This is a genomic window from Clostridium prolinivorans (assembly GCF_004011155.1).
Classification (GTDB): domain Bacteria; phylum Bacillota; class Clostridia; order Clostridiales; family Clostridiaceae; genus Clostridium_AT; species Clostridium_AT prolinivorans.
Genome location: NZ_RJWG01000007.1, coordinates 1 through 21,510 on the forward strand (window position 1 = coordinate 1; position 21,510 = coordinate 21,510).

A 21,510-nucleotide genomic window follows, 5' to 3' on the forward strand; every position below is an offset into this window, starting at 1 on the left:
GCTCAATGGCGGAGCATTCGGCTGTTAACCGAAGGGTTGGAGGTTCGAGTCCTCTCCACGGAGCCATAATTTAATATCTGGTGATGATGGCGAGAAGGTAACACCCGTTCCCATTCCGAACACGCAAGTTAAGCTTCTCAGCGCCGATGGTACTGCTCGGGAGACCGAGTGGAAGAGTAGGACGTTGCCAGGTAGGTTTAAAAACCTAATATAAAGTTTATTAAGGCCAGATAGCTCAGTCGGTAGAGCAGAGGACTGAAAATCCTCGTGTCCCTGGTTCGATTCCTGNTATAAAAACCACTAAGTTTAAAAGCTTAGTGGTTTTTTGTGTTAATTTTTCTATTCTAGATTGAAAATATATATATAATTAGATATCTATAATTTAAAAATTACCTGTCAATCATTATAATAAACATAAAAAATTTCTATTAAAAAAATATCCATCAAAGTAGAGTAAGTTTTAGTGATGCAAAAGTAAATTTCTTTATTAATCATTTAAAAAAATGTCTTAAAATTTTTATAATATTATAGTAAGCTTTATTTGGTGCTTTTTTAATTATTCTTGTCCAGTTATGAACAGAAATTGCAATATATTAAGAGATTATAATAAATCAATTATAATAGATATTTATAATTTAAAATTTATCATTGACAAATATATAATAGGAATATATACTTTAATTGTCAACCTTATATGCAAGTTAAGTTAACAATTATCAAAAGGAGTGTTAATATGAGTTTAAAGTTTTCTATTAAAGAAATGAGTACAGTAGCTATATTTTCTGCGTTAACAGCAATATTAGCTCAGATTTCTATACCTCTTCCTTTTAGTCCCGTTCCTATAACTTTTCAAATATTTGCAGTATACATATCATCAATAATATTAGGTAGTAAGCTTGGAACTTTGTCTCAAATAATTTATGTACTGTTAGGGGCAATAGGTATACCTGTATTTGCTAACTTTTCTGGTGGGTTACATTTTATACTCGGTCCTACAGGAGGATATATTTTAAGTTATCCTATTATTGCATTTATTATAGGTAAAATTTTAGAAAAAAAACAATCTTTTATAATTACAGTTTTAGGCTTGTTATTTTCTTTGATAGTTTGTTATTTTATTGGAGTACTTCAACTTTCCATAATTACTAAAATAACAATTCAAAAAGCTATATTAGTAGGAGCTCTTCCTTTTATTCCCTTGGATATATTAAAAATTATAATTGCATATTTAATTGGAGTAAAAGTTAGAGTAAGTCTTTTAAAGGCTAATTTGATAAAATGTTAGTTTTAAGAGCTCATCATTTATTATGTATCCAAGGTTATGTAGGGAATGGTTATAATAGAGAATTTGTTTATAATATGAATAGAGTTATAAAGGCACTTAAATATAATCCTTATATAAAAATAATAGCAAAAACAGATGTAATTTGTTCAGCATGTTCTCATAATACAATAAATAGTTTATGTGAAGATGAATATAAAGTTTCTTATTTGGATAATGAAGTGCTAAAATTGTTAGGTATTAATAGTAATAGTGTATTTCATTATAAAAGTATTTTAAAAATTTTAAAGGAAAAATTAGACCGTGAAAACTTTATAAGAATTTGTTCTAATTGTGGGTGGTTTTCACAGGGATATTGTGAAAAAGGACTTTTTACTAAATAAATTTTTATTTGATAATAAAGTTTTTATTCAAAAATAGAAAAAATTGATTATCTTAACAAAAAGTATTTTTATTGAGAATTAAGCACTATATTATCGGTAAATTTTTAAATATTATAAATTGTATAATGGAAGTTAATTTATAGATTATTTTACTTTAATAATATTATTTTTCTATTGAAATTAAAAGCATGGCAATTTCCAAATAAAAGAAGTTGCCATAATTTTTTATATATTATTGAAATTATTTGAAAATATATTGATATATAAATTTCTATTATATATAATATTGTTTAAAGAAAAGTCATACTATTTTGAAAATTATGTTTAAAATAAAAAAGGAAATAAAGTAAAAAAATAGAATATATATTTAATATATAGAAATATATAAATTAAAATAAATTATCTCTAATTTATAGTTGATTATTTAACTAATATTTATATAATTTCATTTAATAAGCTGTTGTTGAATAAAATTTTATATATTTACTTTTATAGTATTTTTTAAAATTTTTAAATGACAAAATTTAATTTTGAAATTATATAAAAATTTATATTTTTAGAAAGGCAGGAGTTTCTTATGAAAGAATACAAAACTCAAAATTTAAGAAATGTAGGAATTGTAGGACATAGTGGAGCAGGAAAAACTACATTAACAGAATCTTTATTATTTCACACTAATACAATTGATAGAGCAGGAAAAATAGAAGAAGGCTCAACTATAAGTGATTATGATTTAGAAGAAAGAAAAAGAAAAATATCAATAGCTACATCAGTAGCACCTTGTGAATGGAAAGATATAAAAATTAATTTATTAGATATGCCTGGTTATTTTGATTTTATAGGAGAAATGATAGAAGGATTAAAAGCTGCAGATATAGCTTTAATTGCTGTATGTGGAGTATCTGGAATTCAAGTTGGGACTGAAAAAGCTTGGGATTATGTAAATAAGAATAAAATGCCTAGAGCATTTTTTATAAATAAATTAGATAGAGAAAATAGTAATTTTGAAAAAGTATTGGAGGATTTAAAAGAAAAGTTTGGTATATCTGTAGTACCTATTCAATATCCTATAGGGAGTGAAGAAAATTTCAAAGGTGTTGTAAACGTTATTTCAAGAAAAGCAAGAATATTTAATTCAAAAACTAACAAAATGTTAGAAGAAGATATCCCTTATGAAATTTTAGATAAAGTGGACCAATGTAAAAATATGATAATGGAAGCTGTAGCAGAAACAGATGAAGTTTTACTTGAAAAATATTTTAATGAAGGTGAGTTAAGCGATGAAGAAATTTATAAAGGTCTTATAAATGGTGCCTCAAAAGGAGAAATTGCACCAGTTATGTGTGGAAGTGCGTTAAAGGGAATAGGAATAGAAACTCTTTTAGAAGATATAGTTGAATGTTTTCCATCACCTAATAATATAGAATTGTTAAAAGCTAAAAATATAAAAAATAATAATGAAGTTGAAATTAAGATAGATGAGGCTGCTCCATTTTCAGCTTTTGTATTTAAAACTATAGCCGATCCATTTGTTGGGAAAATGTCTTTATTTAGAGTTATGAGTGGTAAAGCTAAAACTGATTCTATTGTATATAATTCTACAAAAGACAAGCAAGAAAAAATTGGAAGTATGTATTTTTTAAGAGGTAAATCACAGATACCTACTTCAGAAATAATAGCAGGTGATATAGGTGCTGTTGCTAAACTGCAATATACAAATACTGGAGATACTTTATGTGAAATGGCCTTACCTATTGCTTTTGAAAAAATTAATTTTCCAGAGCCTTCTATATCTATGGCTGTTATGCCTAAATCTAAAGGGGATGAAGATAAGCTTTCTTCAGGGCTTTTTAAACTTTTAGAAGAAGATCCTACTTTTAAAATTTCAAGAGATGTTGAAAATGCTGAAATGATAGTATCGGGTATTGGAGAAACCCATCTTGATATAATAGCAAGTAAATTAAAAAATAAATTTGGGGTAGATGTTATCCTTGAAAATCCTAAAATACCATATAGAGAAACTATAAAAAAGGCTGTGGATGTCCAAGGAAAGCATAAAAAGCAGTCTGGAGGACATGGACAATATGGAGATGTATGGATTAAATTTGAGCCAAGGGAAGATGAAGAAGATGACTTGCAATTTGTTGATGAAGTAGTAGGGGGAGTTGTACCTAGACAATATATACCTGCCGTTGAAAAAGGATTAAGAGAGTGTATTCAACATGGTGTTTTAGCTGGATATCCAGTTATTAGACTAAAAGCTACTCTTCATGATGGTTCTTTTCATCCTGTAGATTCATCTGAAATGGCATTTAAGGTAGCTGCTTCTCTTGCATACAAAAAAGGTCTTGCAGCGGCAAACCCTATATTACTTGAACCTATAATGCATGTGGAAGTACTTGTACCGGATGAGTATATGGGAGATGTTATGGGAGATATAAATAAAAAAAGAGGAAGAGTGCTTGGTATGGAACCACAAAATGGATATCAAAAAATTATTGCTGAAGTTCCTATGGCAGAAATGATTAAATATGCTACTGACCTTAAATCTATGACTCAAGCAAGAGGAAGTTTTAAAATGAAATTTGAAAGATATGAAGAAGTTCCAGCTAATGAAGCTTTGAAAATAATAGAAAATGCTAAAAAGGACAAGGAAGAATAATAATATATTAAAACAATAAATTTTTAAGTGGACATATAAATATATTTAGATAAATTAAAAAACCATGCATATATTAGAAAAAATCTTTTTATGCATGGTTTTTATTTATAAAATTAAAGAAATATTAGATTTAAATTGTTGTTTTTAGAAATTATCAGCTAATAATTCAAAGTAACCTTGTGGATGTAAGCAAGCAGGACAAACTTTTGGAGCTTCTTCTCCTTCAAATATGTAACCGCAATTGCCGCATTTCCATAAAGTAGAAGTTTCTTTTTTAAATACTTTATCATTTTCTACATTAGATAATAACTTTCTGTATCTATCTTCATGATGTTTTTCAACTTCTGCAATTTTTCTAAAAGCAATAGCTATTGTATCAAATCCTTCTTCTTCAGCAACATCAGCAAATTTTGGATATAAATCAGACCATTCTTCATTTTCTCCATTTGCAGCTGCAAGTAAATTTGTTTTTGTATCTCCAAGTGCAACAGGGAAATTAGCGGTAATTTCTACTGTATCCCCTGCAAGTCCATTTTCATTTAAAAATTTAAAAAATCTTTTTGCGTGTTCTTTTTCATTGTTAGCTGTTTCTGTAAATATATTAGATATTTGTACAAATCCTTCTTTTTTTGCAACAGAAGCATAAAAAGTATATCTATTTCTTGCTTGAGATTCTCCTGCAAAGGCTTTCATTAAATTTTCTGCTGTTTTAGTTCCCTTTAGTGAATTCATAAAAATCCCTCCATTTAGTAAAAATTACATTATGTTCATAATATATATTTTTTTACTTAAATTATATCATAAATTTTCGCTGTATAGTAAAAATTTATGTTAAAAAATAATGAATATTTTATAATATAATACAAAAAATAATCATGGCGTTATTTAAGGAGAAAATATTGTAAGCTAAAGGAGAGATTTTATGTCAGAATACCGTTTAGAAATCAATGGGCCTATAGGATTAAGTGATTATAGTAATATTAATGATTATATGAATATAATTGGAGAAAATGATAAAGTTATTATTTCAATCGGCCCTGGAGATGCACATAATGTAGATATAATAACAAATATATTACATCATAATGGACTTGAAGTAGCAATGAAGGGCGGACATGATGATGACGGAAGATATTTTATAACTGCTTATAGAAGAGGAGATGAATTTAAAGGATAAAGATAATGGGACTGTTATAATAAATTTTTATAGCAGTCTCATTATCTTTGTTTTTCTATATAAAAATGCTTTATTTTTTGATATAATAATGTTTGAAAATTAAAAAAATATGGAGGCAAGTCATGGATAAAAAATATGTAATAGGAATTGATTTAGGTGGTACTAAAATAAGTGGTGCTCTTGCAGATTTAAATGGGAATGTGCTAAGTAAGCATACTATACCTACAAAAGCTTCTGAAGGTGAAAATGCTGTACTTAATAGAATATTTGAAGTAATTGAAAAGGTTATGGAGATAGCTAATAAAACTTCCAGTGAAATTAAAACAATAGGAATAGGTTCTCCTGGACCTTTAAATGCTAAGACTGGAGTTATAATAACTACGCCAAATCTTCCTTTTAAAAATTTTCAGCTTGTAAAACCATTGGTAGAAAAATTTAATATACCTACATATCTTGATAACGATGCAAATGTTGCAGCTATAGGAGAATATATGCTTGGAGCAGGAAAAGGGACAAACAATATGGTTTATGTAACAGTAAGCACTGGAATAGGTGGAGGTGCTATATTAAACGGTAAAATATATAGAGGAAGTACATCCAATGCATTAGAAATTGGACATACAACTCTGCTTCCTAATGGTCCAAGATGTAATTGTGGTAATTATGGCTGTGCAGAGGCATTAGCTTCAGGTACTGCAATAGCAAGACAAGGAAGGGAAGCTGTAGAAAGTGGAGAGGAAACTTCACTTAAAAATTATGAAAACATTACTTCATATGAAGTTTTTAAAGAAGCTGAAAAAGGAGATAAAGTATCTAAAGACATATTAGATAAAAGTTTAAACTATTTAGGTATAGCTGTTGCAAATATTATAACCAGTTTTGATCCAGATATGGTTGTAATAGGTGGAGGAGTTGCACAGGCTGGTAAAATAGTTTTTGATAAAGTTCAAGAAGTAGTGGATAAAAGATGTTTTAAAGCTATGTCTGAATATTGCAAAATTGTCCCAGCAGCTTTAGGAAAAGATGCTGGAGTTATAGGAGCTGTAGCTTTAGCTTTATTAGAAGGATAAAATTTAATACATAAAATATAAAAGTGAATGAAATGTAATTATAACAAATTACACTTCATTCACTTTTATAATAAAATAATTTATAAAAAATATATAGTATGATTAAATTACGATAAGCTTTTAATTTTCTAATTTATTAATTTATATTGATTAAAAAGCTTTATTATATCCATGGCTATTTATTAATTTAATAAAAATATTTTATTAAATTAATCATATTATTATATAGATTAGTTTTAATATAGGAGGCTTAAAATGTTATTAATTAAAAATGGAACAATTATTACTATGTGTAGCGATATTATTGAAAATGGAGAAGTTTTAATTGATAAAGGGAAAATCATAAAAGTAGGTGAAAATATAAATGTATCTTCAAATTGTGAAATATTTGATGCTGAAGGCGGTTTTGTTATGCCTGGTATAATCGATGCTCATTGTCATATAGGAATGTGGGAAGATGGTCTTGGCTTTGAAGGTGATGATGGGAATGAAATTACGGATCCTGTTACTCCACAGCTTAGGGCTATTGATGCAATTAATCCTATGGATAGAGCTTTTAAAGAAGCTTATGAAAATGGTATAACATGTGTATGTACAGGACCTGGAAGTGCTAATGTTATAGGAGGACAATTTGCAACAATTAAAACTAAAGGTAAAAGAATAGATGATATGATAGTTCAGGAACCAGCAGCAATGAAAGTTGCTTTTGGTGAAAATCCTAAAAGATGCTATAATTCAAAAAAACAAACACCATCAACTCGAATGGCAACAGCATCTATATTAAGAGAATATCTTTTTAAGACTAAAAATTATATAAAAAACAAAGATAAAAATGAAAATTTTGATATGAAACTTGAAAGCTTAATACCAGTTGTAAATGGAGAACTAAATGTAAAAGCTCATGCTCATAGAGCAGACGATATTTTTACTGCTATTCGTATTGCTAATGAGTTTGGTCTTAAAATGACTATAGAGCATTGTACAGAAGGGCATTTAATTGCAGATGAACTTGCTAAAGAAGGATATGCTGCAATAGTTGGACCATCACTTACAACTAGAAGTAAAGTTGAGTTAAAAGAATTGAGTTTTGAAACTCCTAAAGCTTTATATAAAGCAGGTGTAAAAATAGCTTTAATGACAGATCATCCTGTAATACCAGTACATTATCTTCCTATGTGTGCTGCATTAGCAGTAAAAGCAGGATTAGATGAGGAAGCTGCACTTAAAGCAATAACTATAAATCCAGCAGAAATACTTGGTATTTCTCATAGAGTAGGATCTATTGAAATAGGTAAAGATGCAGACATTGTGGTATTTGACAAACATCCTTTTGATATTTATGCTAAAACAAAATTAGTTTTAATAGATGGAGAAATTGCATTTATAGATGCTAAGCATAAAAATTAAATATAATTTAGTAAAATAATAATTTTATTAAAAATATATTTTATGATTAAATTTTATATGAATAAAAATAAATTCATTGACATTTTTGCTGTATTAATTTAAAATAAACATAAAATTTAATATTATTCTTTTCTTATCAAGAGAGGCGGAGGGACTGGCCCTAAGAAGCCCGACAACCTATGTCATTTTAAGACAAAAGGTGTCAATTCCAGCAGAGATGTATTATTTCTGAGAGATAAGGGAAATAGTAAAATAAGAAATTAACGCTATTTTTCTTTTCGAAAGTAGCGTTTATTTTTATATTAAAAGGGGGCACTAAAATGCAAATAAAAAATATTTATAAAAAGAAAAAACCTATTATTTCTTTTGAGATTTTTCCTCCTAAAAAGGAAAGTCCTATAGACACTATATATGATACAATAGAATCTTTAAAAGATTTAAAACCAGATTTTATAAGTGTAACCTATGGGGCAGGTGGAAGCACTAGAGATAAAACTATAGAAATTGCATCATTAATAAAGAATAAATATTATATTGAGACTTTAGCACATTTAACTTGTATATCATTAACAGAAGAAAAACTTCAAAAATTTATAGAAGAATTAAAAGAAAATAATATTCAAAACATTATGGCTCTTAGAGGAGATTTACCTCAAAATTTTAATGAAGAGTTATTTCAAAAAAGCCAGTATAAATATGCAAGTGATTTAATAAAGTCCATAAAAAAAGATGATGAAATATGTATAGGTGGGGCATGTTATCCTGAAGGGCACTTCGAGTGTAGCAGTTTAGAAAAAGATATTGAAAATTTAAAAATAAAAGTGGATTCAGGAGCAGATTTTCTTATAACTCAGCTTTTTTTTGATAATGAAAGTTTTTATAGATTTATTGATTTATCTTATAAAAAAGGAATTAATGTGCCAATTTCTGCTGGAATAATGCCTGTTACAAATAAAAAACAAATTGAACGTATGATCTCTTTAAGCGGAGCATCTTTACCAGCTAAATTTTCAAGAATTATGGCTAAATATGAGAATAACCCTCAAGCATTAAAAGAAGCAGGTATTGTTTATGCTACTGAACAAATTGTTGATTTGCTCTCTTGGGGAATAGATGGAATTCATTTATATACTATGAATCGTCCAGAAACAGTAAGAAGAATTATTCAAAATATATCTAATATAAGAGAAGCTTTAGAATATAAGGATAATATTAACTAAAATACAAGGGGGCTTTTAAGTGAAACTAAATATAGAAGATTGCTTAAAAAAAAGAATATTAATTTTAGATGGAGCTATGGGAACTGTTATACAAAAACTAAATTTAAGTGAAGAAGATTTTAGAGGAAATTTAACTGTTAAAATTAACCAAAAAGGTAATAATGATATATTAAATTTAACTCAGCCTGATGTTATAAGAGATATTCATAAATCTTATTTAGAGGCAGGAGCGGATATAATAGAAACTAATACATTTAATTCTAATAGAATATCTCAATCAGATTATGGGTTAGAAGATAAAATTTATGATTTAAACTATTATGGTGCAAAAATAGCAAGAGAAATGGCAGATTTTTATAGTTTAAAAGATAGCTTAAAGCCTCGATTTGTAGCAGGATCTATAGGTCCTACAAATAAATCAGCGTCCATATCTTCTGATGTAGAAAATCCAGGTTTTAGAGCTGTAAGTTTTGATGAACTTTTAGAGTCTTATGAAGAGCAAATAGAAGGCCTTGTAGATGGAGGAGTAGATATACTTTTAATTGAAACTATATATGATACATTAAATGCCAGAGCAGCAATTATTGCAGCAGATAATGTTCTTTCAAGAAAAAAAATAGACTTAAATATTATGATATCTGGAACTATTGCAGATAAAAGTGGAAGAATATTATCAGGGCAGACATTAGAAGCTTTTGCAGAAAGTTTAAAGCATGAGAGGATAATAAGCATAGGTTTGAATTGTTCGTTTGGTGCAAAAGATTTGCTTCCATTTATAAGAAAACTTTCAAAAACTCAAGGACTTTATATAAGTTTTCATCCTAATGCTGGACTTCCTAATTCATTAGGTGAATATGATGAAATACCAGAAGTTACAGCTTCTTATATAAAAGAAATAGCTTTAGAAGGTCATTTAAATATAGTAGGAGGGTGCTGCGGAACAACACCATCTCATATAAAGGCTATATATGAAGCTGTTAAGGACATTAAACCTAGGATTATTCCTAATTTAACTATAGAAACTGTATATTGTGGACTTGATATTGTTAAAATAAATAAAGAAAATAACTTTATAAATATAGGAGAAAGAACAAATGTAGCAGGCTCTGCTAAATTTTCAAGGCTTATAAGAGAAAAAAAATATGAAGAAGCTTTATCCATAGCAAAAAATCAAGTAGAAAATGGGGCACAGATTATTGATATAAATTTTGATGATGCTCTTTTAGATGCTCAAAAGGAAATGGATATATTTTTAAAACTTTTAGCTAGTGAGCCTGAAATAGCAAAAGTGCCTGTGATGATTGATTCTTCTAAGTTTGAAGTTTTAGAGACAGGATTAAAAGCAATTCAAGGAAAAGCTATAGTAAATTCAATTTCTTTAAAATCTGGAGAGAAGGAGTTTTTAAGGCAGGCAGGTATAATAAAAAAATACGGTGCTGGTGTAGTTGTTATGGCTTTTGATGAAAAAGGTCAGGCAGATACATTTGAAAGAAAAATTGAAATATGCAAAAGGGCCTATGAATTATTAGTTAATAAAGTTAAATTTCCACCTGAAAATATAATATTTGATCCTAATATATTAGCTATTGCAACGGGTATTGAAGAACATAATAATTATGCTGTAGATTTTATTAAAGCAGTAAAGTGGATAAAAGAAAATCTTCCTTATGCAAAGGTAAGCGGGGGAGTAAGTAATCTATCTTTTGCTTTTAGAGGTAATAATGTTATAAGAGAGGCTATGCACTCGGTATTTTTATATCATGCAATAAATGCAGGTTTAGATATGGGAATAGTTAATCCAGGTATGATACAAATTTATGACGAAATTGATAAAGACCTCCTTTTGAAAGTAGAGGCTGTTATTCTTAATAAGCATAAAAATGCACAAGAAGAACTTTTAGAGTTTGCAGAAAAAGTTAAAGGAACTGAAAATATTCAAAATGAGAATAAGCTTTCTTGGAGAAGCTTAGATGTTAATGAAAGATTAAAACATGCTCTTATTAAAGGTATAATGGAATATCTTGAAGAAGATATAAATATTGCAATAACTAAATTCGACAGAGCACTTGAAGTTATTGAAGGACCATTAATGGATGGAATGAAAGCTGTTGGGGAGCTTTTTGGAGAAGGAAAAATGTTTTTACCTCAAGTGGTAAAATCTGCAAGAGTTATGAAAAAAGCAGTAAGTTTTTTACTCCCATATATCGAAAAAGATAAGGATGGCAATAAAAGCAGTGCTGGTAAAATAGTATTTGCAACTGTAAAAGGAGATGTTCATGATATAGGCAAAAATATAGTATCTGTTGTACTTGCATGTAATAATTTTGAAGTTATAGATTTAGGAGTAATGGTAAGCTCAGAAACTATACTTGAAACTGCTAAAAAGGAAAAAGCTGATATAATAGCATTAAGCGGACTTATAACTCCTTCATTAGAAGAGATGGCACAAGTTGCAGAAGAAATGGAAAGACAGGGATTTAATATTCCTCTTATGGTAGGAGGAGCAACTACATCTAAAGTTCATACAGCTTTAAAGATTGCACCTAAATATTCTAAAGGTGTTGTTCATACAACTGATGCATCTAAAGCTGTAGAGGCAGCAAGAAAATTAGTAGATAAAGATAATAAAGATAAATATTTAGAAGAAATAAATAAAGAATATGAAAAAATAAGAGAAAATTATTTAGGATTATCAAGAAAATTAATTTCAATTAAAGAAGCTAGAGAAAAGAGCTATAAAATTAATTGGGAAAATACATACATTAAAACACCTAATTTTTTAGGTATTAAAAAATTAGAGAAATTTCCTATAAGTGAGATTAGAAAATATATAGATTGGACATTTTTTTATACAGCATGGGATATGGGAATGGTTTATCCTAAGATACTTAAAGATGAAAAATATGGGAATGAGGCTAAAAAACTTTTTGAAGATGCAAATAAAATGCTGGATATAATTGAAAAGGAGAATATATTAACTGCCAATGCTGTATTTGGTATTTTCCCTGCAAATTCAAATGGTGATGATATAGAAATTTATAATATTAAAGATAAAAGTGAAGTTCTTGAATCTTTTAATATGCTAAGGCAGCAAGAAGTAAATAATAGCAATATATATAGATGTCTTTCAGATTATATAGCTCCAAAAGATAGTAAAATAACAGATTATATTGGAGGATTTATTGTAAATTGCGGCACTGGAGTAAAAGAATACGAAGAAATTTTTAAATCTAAAGGAGACGATTATAAAGCAATAATGATAAGACTTCTTGCAGATAGGCTTGCAGAAGCTTTTGCAGAACTTCTTCATGAAAATGTTAGAAAAACTTATTGGGGTTATGCAGAAGATGAAAATTTATCAATAGATGATTTGCTTAAAGGTAAATATCAAGGCATACGTCCTGCATTTGGTTATCCTTGTTTAAGAGATCATAGTGAAAAAGAAAAATTATTTAATATTTTAAATGGTGAAAGTATAGGAGTATCTTTAACTGAAAATTATATGATGGAACCATCATCTAGTGTATGTGGACTTTATTTTGCATCAAAGGAAGCTAAATATTTTGATATTTATAAAATAGGAAAAGATCAATTAGAAGATTATACTAAACGAAATAAAAAAAATATAAAAGATGTAGAAAAGCTATTAGGAGTTTTAATTTATTAAAAACTATAAATTTTTGGCTTAATTTTCAAAAAAATAAATGAAAAATCCTAATAAGAAGTATAATAAAATTATAAACTTTTAATAATAAAGGAGGATTTTTCATATGGCTTGTTTGCTTAATCCATTACAAGTTGGGACAGTTACATTAAAAAATAGATTGGTTATGCCCCCTATGGCTACATCCAAATCTGAATTAGATGGAAGTATAAGTCAAGATATTCTTGATTATTATAATGAAAAGTCTAAAGGAGGATATATAGGACTTATAATAATTGAACATAGTTTTATAAGACAAGACGGGAAGGCAAGTAAAGGTCAGCTTTCAGTAGCCGATGATAGAAATATAGATGGGCTTAAAAAATTATCTGAAATTATTCATAAAAATGGATCTAAAACTGTTATGCAGATTAATCATGCAGGAAGTGCAACAAATAAAGAAATTACAAGATTAGATGTTTTAGCACCATCTCCTATACCTCATCCAAAACAGGGAATAATACCAAAGGAGCTTAGTAAAACCGAAATTAAAAGTATTATTAAAGCTTTTACTGATGCAGCTTTAAGGGTAAAAAAAGCTGGTTTTGACGGGGTAGAAATTCATTCAGCTCATGGATACTTATTAAATCAATTTTTTTCACCACTAACTAATAAACGTACAGATGAATATGGAGGAGATGTATATAATAGAATTAGAATTCATATTGAAATTATAAATTCTATACGTGAAGCAGTGGGAGAGGATTTTCTAATTTTATTAAGATTAGGAGCTTCAGATTTTAAAGAAGGGGGAACCACTATAGAAGATAGCAAAATTGTAGCTTGTGAATTTGAAAAAGCGGGAATAAACATACTTGATATTTCTGGAGGCTTTTCAGGATATAATGTTCAGGGTTTAAGCGGGCAAGGATATTTTTCAAAGCTTACTGAAGAAATTAAAAAAGTTGTTTCAATTCCATTAATTTTAACAGGAGGTATAACACAAGCAAAAGCAGCTGAAAATCTTTTAATGAATGGAAAAGCAGATCTTATAGGAGTAGGAAGAGCTATACTTAATGATTCAAATTGGGCTAAAAATGCAATAGAAAGTTTTAAATAATAAAAGTAAAATTTAATAAAAATAAATTTGTGAAATAATACAAAAAAATCAGCAAAAAATATCAATTTTTTGCTGATTTTTTATTACTAAAAACTATGGTCATAAGCTATAAAACTTGATACAATTATGTGAGATTATTTAATATGAGTATTATAAAAAGAGGTATTATATTATGAATAATAACGGCAATATTGTTTTAAGCCTTATACATAATAAAATTATAAATAAGGCAAAGACCTCCTTAAAAAAAGATAGTAATATGTTTTTATTTGCTTATGAGGGTATACTTATTGCTCTTGTAAATAATTTCATTAATAATAATAATAATTTATTTGCCACAAGGCTTGGAGCAAGTGATTTCCAACTTAGTTTAGTTACAGCACTACCTCAATTTGTAGGAATGTTAGTGCTTATTCCAGGTGGAATTTTAACAGATAGAATGTCTAGTAAAAAGAAAATGGTTATAATGTCTCTTTTAAGTCTTGCAGTATTTTATTTTTTAATTGGTTTTGTACCTATTATGAAAAAACATAGATTTACAGCCTTTTTAATACTTATTTCATTATCTATTGGACCTATGACTTTATATAATGCTTCTTGGCAGGCTTATTTTTCGGACGTAATACCTATAAAAGAAAGAAATAAAGTATTTACTTTAAGAACAAAGTGGACATTTTTAGTTAATATTGCAGCCCCGCTTTTAACAGGAACTCTTTTAGCATCTGCTTCTACTAATTCAGGCAAATTAAAGTTCCATCAAAGCTTTTTTTGGGCAGCGTGTTTGTTTATATTGTTACAAATATTTATTTTAAAAAAGATAGAATCAGAAAATGAGAAAAAGATTCAAAATAAAGTTACTTTTAAAGATTTAAAAAATGTTGCAATAGATTTAATGCATAATAAAAATTTTCTTGGATTTTTAGGAGTAGCTTTATTTTTTTATATGAGCTGGCAAATGGATTGGACTTTATATTATATAGGACAAATTAATTATTTAAAACTTAATGAAGCTTGGATTGGATATTTAAATGTTTGCAGTGCATCAATACAATTTTTAACAATAGGATTTTGGAGTCGTATAAATGAAAAAAAAGGCATAAGATTTTCTATAATAATGGGAGGATTGGGGCTTTGCTTTGGTCCAATTGCTATGATTTTTTCAACTAGTGTACCTTTAAATATTGGGCGACCATTATTTCTTATTCTTAACAGTATTGCCAATTTGGCTTTCGCAACAGTTATGCTTAATATTTTACAGTGTTTGCTTCAGGTAATACCTGAAAAAAATAAGACTTTGAGCATTTCTATATATACTTTATTTATATGTTTTTCTAATGCTGTAATGCCAATTGTAGGAGTTAAAATTTATACAAGCTTAGGATCTAATTTAAATGCTCTTCACATTACATTTTTAATAATATTATTTTTAAGAATTATATCAACTTTGCTTTGGACATTACGTTGGTGGTTTCTTAGAAATGAACCTAAATAAATATAGATATCTAGTAAGAAAAATTAGTCTAGTAAAATAATAATCTAAGAGAGAAATCTCTAAATAAAAAAAGGTTATTATTTTCTAGACTTTTAATTTTAGATATATATGGATAATAATACTATGGAGCCATTGATATAAATTCTAATCCTTCTGTTTCTTTTAATCCGAACATAATGTTCATATTTTGAACAGCCTGACCGGCAGCACCTTTAATTAAATTATCTATAGCAGATATTACAATTACTCTGTTTGTACGAGTATCTGATTTTATACCTATATGGCAAAGATTTGAACCTTTTACCCATTTGGTTTCAGGAAGAGTATTTAATATTTTTATGAAATACTCATTTTTATAAAAATCTTTATATAAGTTTAAAAGTTCTTCTGTATTTATATTTGTATTTAAATTTGCATAACAGCTTGAAAGTATTCCTCTATTCATTGGAACTAAATGAGGAGTAAAAGATACTTTTAAATCTTCTAAAGCAAGCTTTGAAAGTTCTTGTTCAATTTCTGGAGTATGTCTATGTGTTGGAAGTCCATAGGCTTTTATTGATTCATTGCATTCTGTAAAAAGAGAAGTTACATTAGCTGATCTTCCTGCTCCAGAAACTCCAGATTTTGCATCTATAATTATGCTTTTTGTATCTATTAATTTATTTTTTAAAAGAGGTGCTAAAGCTAATATAGTTGCAGTAGGGTAACATCCTGGATTTGCTAAAAGATTACATTTTTTTATTTTTTCTCTATTTAGTTCTGTAAGTCCGTAAACTGCTTCTTCTAAAAGAGAAGGTAAATCATGTTTTATTTTATACCATTCTTCGTAAACTTCCTTAGAATTTAATCTGAAATCTGCTCCTAAGTCAATTACTTTTACACCTAGATTTAAAGATTTTTTTGTTATATCAAAAGTTTTCCCATTTGGCAGTGCAATAAACAAAACATCTATATATTTTAATTGATTTTCAGCTTCATCCATATTAATGCATTTATCTTCAATAAAACCATAATAATTTATATATATTTCATTTAAAAAATCTCCTGCATAATTATGAGAACTATAAAATTGAACATTTACATTTGGATGATTATTAAGTATCCACACAAGCTGCTGCCCTGCATAGCCGGTTGCTCCTATAATTCCTGCGTTTATCATGATTTCACCTCAATTTTTAAAATTTATATGATAAAAATAATTATGGGACATATTAATAAAAAAGTCAATGTTTTTATTGAATAATTATATATAAGGTTGTATAATTATTCTTAAAAATATACCAAACTGGAGGAAGGAAATGAATAATCAATCTACTGACTTAGATAAAAACAATTTTTTACAACTTAATAAGTTTAAAGAAAAGACTTTTGTAATAAAATATGGTGGAAGCATAATGAATGATGAAAAAGCTCAAGAAGCTTTTATTGATGATTTATTGTTACTTACAAGCAAAGGAATAAAAGTAGTTATTATACATGGAGGCGGTCCTGAAATATCTAAATGGTTGAAAAAAACGGGTATAGAAACTCAATTTATAAAAGGCTTAAGAGTTACAGATAAATCTACAATGGAGATTGTAGAGATGGTTTTGTCAGGAAATGTAAACAAAAAATTATCTTCACGTTTAAGTATAAAAGGTCTTACAGCTATTGGTTTAAGTGGTAAAGATGCTAAATTAATTAAGGCAAAGAAAAAATATGTATATGATGGGAACAATAAATTAGATATAGGCTTTGTTGGAGAAGTTGAATGTGTAAATGAAAAGTTACTTTTAAAACTTTTAGAAAACAATATAATTCCTGTAATATCTCCAGTTGGGTGCGATGATAATGGGAACAGTTATAATATAAATGCAGATTATGCAGCATCTTTTATAAGTGGAGCATTAAAAGCTGAAAAATTATTGATTATGACTGATATAGATGGAGTATATATAGATATTAATGATCCATCAAGTATTTTAAAATCTATTACTATTGATGAGATAAAAGAATATATAGATTCTGGTATTATTACTGGAGGAATGATTCCAAAACTTGAATGCTGCATTGATGCTCTTAATAAAGGAACTAATAGTGTTCAATTAATTGATGGAAGAAAAGAACATAATTTATTACTTAATATAACAACTGATAGTGGAACTAAAATAATAGCAAAGAGGAGAGATAATTTATGTCAAAAAATAGTTTAATGAATACATATGAAAGATTTGATGTTATTTTTGAAAAAGGTATAGGAAGCAGACTTTATGATGTAAATGGTAAAGAATATATAGATTTTGTATCAGGAGTTGCAGTAAATTGCTTAGGACATAGCCATCCTGCAATAATTAATGCTATAACTGAACAGAGCAAAAAAGTTATTCATATATCAAATTATTATTGGAATACAAAACATATAGAACTTGCAAATAAATTAATAGAAAATTGCGATCATAGCAAAGTATTTTTTTGCAATAGTGGCACAGAAGCAGTAGAGGGAGCCCTAAAGGCAGCAAGAAAATATGGCAAGTTAAAAGGCAAAGAAGATAAAAATATTATATTATATATGACTAACTCTTTTCATGGCAGGAGTATGGGAGCTTTATCAGTTACAGGACAATCCAAATATCAAAAGAATTTTATGCCTTTAATTGGTGGGGTAAAAGAAGTTGAATTTAATAATATTGAAGATTTGAAAAGAAATTTTAATGAAAATGTATGTGGGGTTATAATAGAGCCTATACAAGGAGAAGGAGGAATTATAGAGGCTAGTAGTGAATTCTTAAAAGAAGCTAGAGAGCAATGTGATAAATATGATGCTTTATTAATTTTTGATGAAATACAGTGTGGTATGGGTAGACTTGGAAGTCTTTTTGCTTATAAAAAATTTGGAGTTATACCAGATATAATTACTATTGCAAAAGCTTTAGGTGGTGGATTTCCAATAGGAGCTTTTATAGTAAATGAAAAAGCTGAAGGAACATTAGTACCTGGAGATCATGGAAGTACTTTTGGCGGAAATCCTCTTGCCTGCTCAGTTGGATGTGCTATATTAAATGAATTAGTAGATGGTGGAATAATTGAGTCTGTTGATGAAAAAAGCAAATATTTAAAAGAAAAATTATTAACATTACAAAACAAGTATGGAGTTATAAAAGAAATAAGAGGAATTGGTTTGCTTATAGGTATTAAAGTTGATGATCCAAAATCTTTTATGAAAGCTTGCTTTAATAAGGGACTTTTAGTAATTACTGCTGGAAAAGATATTATAAGGCTCCTTCCTCCTCTTAATGTAGAAAAAGAGGATATGGATGCTGCATTAAATATATTAGAAGGAATTATGCAGGAATTATCTGCATAGATATATTGTAATTAACCTGTTGAAATAAATATGTTCAACAGGTTAATTACAATTATTTATTAAAGGCGGTGTTAACTTGAATATCCAAAAAGTAATTGAGGAAAATATTGAATATATAAAAAAGATTAGGCTTGAACTTAATAATAATCCTGAACTTTCTTTTAAAGAATTTAAAACTCAGAAGATTATATTAAATTTTTTAAAAGATTTAAATATACCTTCTAAAATTTTAGCTAAAACTGGAGTAGTTGCAACTTTAAATAGTGGAGAAGAATGTATAGCTATTAGAGCTGATATGGATGCACTTCCAGTAAACGGAGTATCTCATGTTTGTGGGCATGATTATCATATGGCTATAGTTATGGGAACTTGCTTAATTCTCAAAAAAATAGGTTTTGATAAATGTGTAAAATTTATATTTCAACCTGCGGAGGAAGATGACGGCGGAGCTTTGCCTATGATTAAAGAAGGTGTACTTGAAAACCCTAAAGTTAAAAATATGATAGGATTTCATGTATGGCCAAATGTTAATGTTGGAACTATAGAGGTTTCACCAGGACCTTCTATGGCATCAGTAGATGATTTTAAAATAATATTTAAAGGTAATGGTGGTCATGCAGCTATGCCTTATCTTTGTAAGAATCCTATATATCCTGCAATGGATTTTATTCAGACTATGAATTTTAAAACAAAAATGGAAATTAATCCACTTGATTCACATATTATAACTTTTACTTCAATTCAATGCGATACTGCACCAAATGTAATAGCAGATGAATGTGTGGTTTTAGGAACTGTAAGAACTTTTGATAATAATTTAAGAAGTAAAATTTATGAAGATATAAAAAAAATTTCTTCTTTAAGTGCAGAAAAATATAATTGTACTGCAGAATTAAAATATAATTTTCAATATCCTCCATTAATAAATGATGAGGATTTTACCAATAAATTCATAAATATTACAAAATCTTTTATTGGAGAAAAAAATGTTATTTCGCTTGAAAAAACTTTTGCTGCTGAAGATTTTTCGTTTTTTGCAGAAAAAATACCATCTGTACATTTTAGACTGGGAATAGCAGATGGTAATAAAGGCTTATATCCACTACATTCTCCTTGCTTTAATGCTTCAGACGATGCTCTTTTTCATGGGATTAATATTATAACTAATTTTATACTTTCACTAAATTTATAGATGTAGATTTTTTAACTATAAAAAGAGCTGCCTCAAAATAGGAGTTAGTTTCAAACTAACTCCTATTTTGAGGCAGACTTATTTTTTATAAAAAATATAAAATAAATACAAAAAAGGTATTGCATATTTATAAAAAAAGTTGCATAATTATAAATATAATTTATGAACTTAAAAGAAAAACTGATATTTGAGTTTATAAAAAATGTATAAGTATTATTACTAATTAAGATAATGGATATCTAAATTATATAAATAGTAAAGAAAGGGGAATTTTTAAAATGAAAGAAAAAGTTATATTAGCATATTCAGGAGGATTAGATACTTCTATAATAGTACATTGGCTTAAAGAAAATTATAATTTTGATGTTATTGCGGTATGTGCAGATGTTGGACAAGAAGATGATATGGAAGAAATAAAAGAAAGAGCAATAATGACTGGAGCATCAAAAGTTTATGTAGAAGATTTAAAAGAGGAATTTGTAGTTGATTATTTATACAAAGCTATAAAATCAGGAGCAGTTTATGAAGAAAAATATTTATTAGGTACATCATATGCAAGACCATTAATTGCAAAGAGACTTGTTGAAATTGCTCATAAAGAAGGAGCTAAATATATATGCCACGGATGCACTGGAAAGGGTAATGATCAAGTACGTTTTGAATTAGGTATTACTTCAATAGATCCTGAAATTAAAATAATAGCTCCTTGGAGGATATGGAATATTAAATCAAGGGAAGATGCTATAGATTATGCAAATGAAAAAGGAATAAAAATTACTGTAACTAAAGAAAAAATATATTCTATGGATAGGAATTTATGGCATGTAAGCCATGAAGGTGGAGATTTAGAAGAATTAACAAATGAACATAAAACAGAAATGTATCTTATGGTAACTCCTCCTGAAAAAGCTAAGGATGAACCTACTTATGTTGAAATTTACTTTGAACAAGGAGTTCCTAAGAAAGTTAATGGAAAAGAGCTTGCACCAGTAGAACTTATAAAAACATTAAATACTATTGCAGGTGAAAATGGAGTTGGAATTGCAGATATTATTGAAAACAGACTTGTAGGTATGAAGTCAAGAGGAGTATACGAAACACCAGCTGGAACTTTGCTTTTAGCTGCTCATCGTGAAATAGAACAAGCAATTTTAGATAAACAGACATATCATTTTAAACAGATTGTAGCCCAAAAATATGCTGAAATTGTTTATGATGGAGTATGGTTTAGTACTATAAGAGAAGCTTTAGATGCTTTTATTGATAAAACTCAAGAAAATATAACAGGAACAGTAAAATTAAAGCTTTATAAAGGTAATATTATTCCTGCTGGAGTAGATACAATTTATGCACTATATGATAAAGGAATATCTTCTTTTGGAGAAAGTGAATTATATAGTCATAAAGATTCTGAAGGATTTATTAATTTATTTGGTCTTCCTTATAGAATTAAGGCTATGAATGAAAAGAAGATCAACAATAAATGTAAATAATAGTTAATTAGAGAATAAGAACTTTT

The 21,510-nt window shown here is 27.9% G+C and carries 16 protein-coding genes, 1 tRNA gene, 1 rRNA gene and 1 riboswitch; of the genes, 16 read left to right on the forward strand and 2 right to left on the reverse strand.

Going from position 1 to position 21,510, the window contains the following annotated elements; genetic code table 11:
* The first annotated feature begins 76 nt into the window (after nt 1–76).
* The 5 genes from rrf to fusA all read left to right on the forward strand — a co-directional run bounded on the left by rrf (nt 77) and on the right by fusA (nt 4,327).
* A 5S ribosomal RNA gene (gene rrf, locus EGD97_RS07375) occupies nt 77–193 on the forward strand.
* A gap of 37 nt (nt 194–230) precedes the next feature.
* Nucleotides 231–300 (forward strand) — tRNA-Phe (locus tag EGD97_RS12375).
* Nucleotides 301–733: 433 nt separating this feature from the next.
* Nucleotides 734–1,285 carry a biotin transporter BioY gene (locus tag EGD97_RS07380; RefSeq protein WP_127836939.1) on the forward strand — a complete coding sequence of 184 codons (552 nt, stop codon included), beginning with the start codon at nt 734–736 and terminating at the stop codon, nt 1,283–1,285.
* Nucleotides 1,279–1,665, forward strand: a complete 387-nt coding sequence (locus tag EGD97_RS07385; protein ID WP_127836940.1) for a DUF1284 domain-containing protein — start codon at nt 1,279–1,281, stop codon at nt 1,663–1,665. Before EGD97_RS07380 ends, EGD97_RS07385 begins: the two co-directional genes overlap by 7 nt.
* 577 nt (nt 1,666–2,242) lie before the next feature.
* On the forward strand, nt 2,243–4,327 hold the full coding sequence (gene fusA, locus EGD97_RS07390; protein ID WP_127836941.1) for an elongation factor G: 2,085 nt from the start codon (nt 2,243–2,245) through the stop codon (nt 4,325–4,327).
* A gap of 144 nt (nt 4,328–4,471) precedes the next feature.
* Here fusA and rbr read toward each other — a convergent pair whose 3' ends face one another.
* Nucleotides 4,472–5,059: a rubrerythrin gene (gene rbr / locus EGD97_RS07395; protein ID WP_078682702.1), complete on the reverse strand. Its 588-nt coding sequence runs from the start codon at nt 5,057–5,059 to the stop codon at nt 4,472–4,474.
* A gap of 190 nt (nt 5,060–5,249) precedes the next feature.
* Between rbr and EGD97_RS07400 the strand changes: the two genes are divergently transcribed.
* The 7 genes from EGD97_RS07400 to EGD97_RS07430 all read left to right on the forward strand — a co-directional run bounded on the left by EGD97_RS07400 (nt 5,250) and on the right by EGD97_RS07430 (nt 15,456).
* Complete coding sequence (locus EGD97_RS07400) at nt 5,250–5,504, forward strand: hypothetical protein (protein ID WP_078682701.1); 255 nt, start codon at nt 5,250–5,252, stop codon at nt 5,502–5,504.
* A 122-nt stretch (nt 5,505–5,626) separates the two neighbouring features.
* Nucleotides 5,627–6,574 carry an ROK family protein gene (locus EGD97_RS07405; protein ID WP_127836942.1) on the forward strand — a complete coding sequence of 316 codons (948 nt, stop codon included), beginning with the start codon at nt 5,627–5,629 and terminating at the stop codon, nt 6,572–6,574.
* Between the two features lie 255 nt (nt 6,575–6,829).
* Complete coding sequence (locus EGD97_RS07410; protein WP_127836943.1) at nt 6,830–7,981, forward strand: amidohydrolase; 1,152 nt, start codon at nt 6,830–6,832, stop codon at nt 7,979–7,981.
* Between the two features lie 130 nt (nt 7,982–8,111).
* Nucleotides 8,112–8,223, forward strand: a riboswitch (SAM riboswitch).
* Between the two features lie 78 nt (nt 8,224–8,301).
* Nucleotides 8,302–9,201 carry a methylenetetrahydrofolate reductase [NAD(P)H] gene (gene metF, locus EGD97_RS07415; RefSeq protein ID WP_127836944.1) on the forward strand — a complete coding sequence of 300 codons (900 nt, stop codon included), beginning with the start codon at nt 8,302–8,304 and terminating at the stop codon, nt 9,199–9,201.
* Between the two features lie 19 nt (nt 9,202–9,220).
* Nucleotides 9,221–12,868 (forward strand): methionine synthase, encoded by a 3,648-nt coding sequence (gene metH / locus EGD97_RS07420; protein WP_127836945.1) that lies wholly within the window; start codon nt 9,221–9,223, stop codon nt 12,866–12,868.
* Nucleotides 12,869–12,971: 103 nt separating this feature from the next.
* Nucleotides 12,972–13,964: an NADH:flavin oxidoreductase gene (locus tag EGD97_RS07425; protein ID WP_127836946.1), complete on the forward strand. Its 993-nt coding sequence runs from the start codon at nt 12,972–12,974 to the stop codon at nt 13,962–13,964.
* 172 nt (nt 13,965–14,136) lie between these two features.
* The gene (locus tag EGD97_RS07430) at nt 14,137–15,456 is read left to right on the forward strand and encodes an MFS transporter (protein WP_127836947.1); all 1,320 of its coding nucleotides are present in this window, start codon (nt 14,137–14,139) and stop codon (nt 15,454–15,456) included.
* Nucleotides 15,457–15,577: 121 nt separating this feature from the next.
* On the opposite strand, the gene argC is transcribed toward EGD97_RS07430, so the two are convergent.
* A complete protein-coding gene (gene argC, locus EGD97_RS07435) occupies nt 15,578–16,615 on the reverse strand; it encodes an N-acetyl-gamma-glutamyl-phosphate reductase (protein ID WP_127836948.1) in 1,038 nt (345 codons plus the stop codon).
* Nucleotides 16,616–16,754: 139 nt separating this feature from the next.
* Here argC and argB point away from each other — a divergent pair, with 139 nt between their 5' ends.
* The 4 genes from argB to EGD97_RS07455 all read left to right on the forward strand — a co-directional run bounded on the left by argB (nt 16,755) and on the right by EGD97_RS07455 (nt 21,484).
* Complete coding sequence (gene argB, locus EGD97_RS07440) at nt 16,755–17,648, forward strand: acetylglutamate kinase (RefSeq protein WP_127836949.1); 894 nt, start codon at nt 16,755–16,757, stop codon at nt 17,646–17,648.
* Entirely contained in the window at nt 17,630–18,799 is a 1,170-nt protein-coding gene (locus EGD97_RS07445; protein WP_127836950.1) for an aspartate aminotransferase family protein, read from the forward strand. Before argB ends, EGD97_RS07445 begins: the two co-directional genes overlap by 19 nt.
* 76 nt (nt 18,800–18,875) lie before the next feature.
* Nucleotides 18,876–19,991 carry a M20 metallopeptidase family protein gene (locus EGD97_RS07450; protein WP_127836951.1) on the forward strand — a complete coding sequence of 372 codons (1,116 nt, stop codon included), beginning with the start codon at nt 18,876–18,878 and terminating at the stop codon, nt 19,989–19,991.
* Between the two features lie 278 nt (nt 19,992–20,269).
* Nucleotides 20,270–21,484, forward strand: coding sequence for an argininosuccinate synthase (locus EGD97_RS07455; protein WP_127836952.1), 1,215 nt, complete (start codon nt 20,270–20,272; stop codon nt 21,482–21,484).
* Nucleotides 21,485–21,510: the final 26 nt, after the last annotated feature.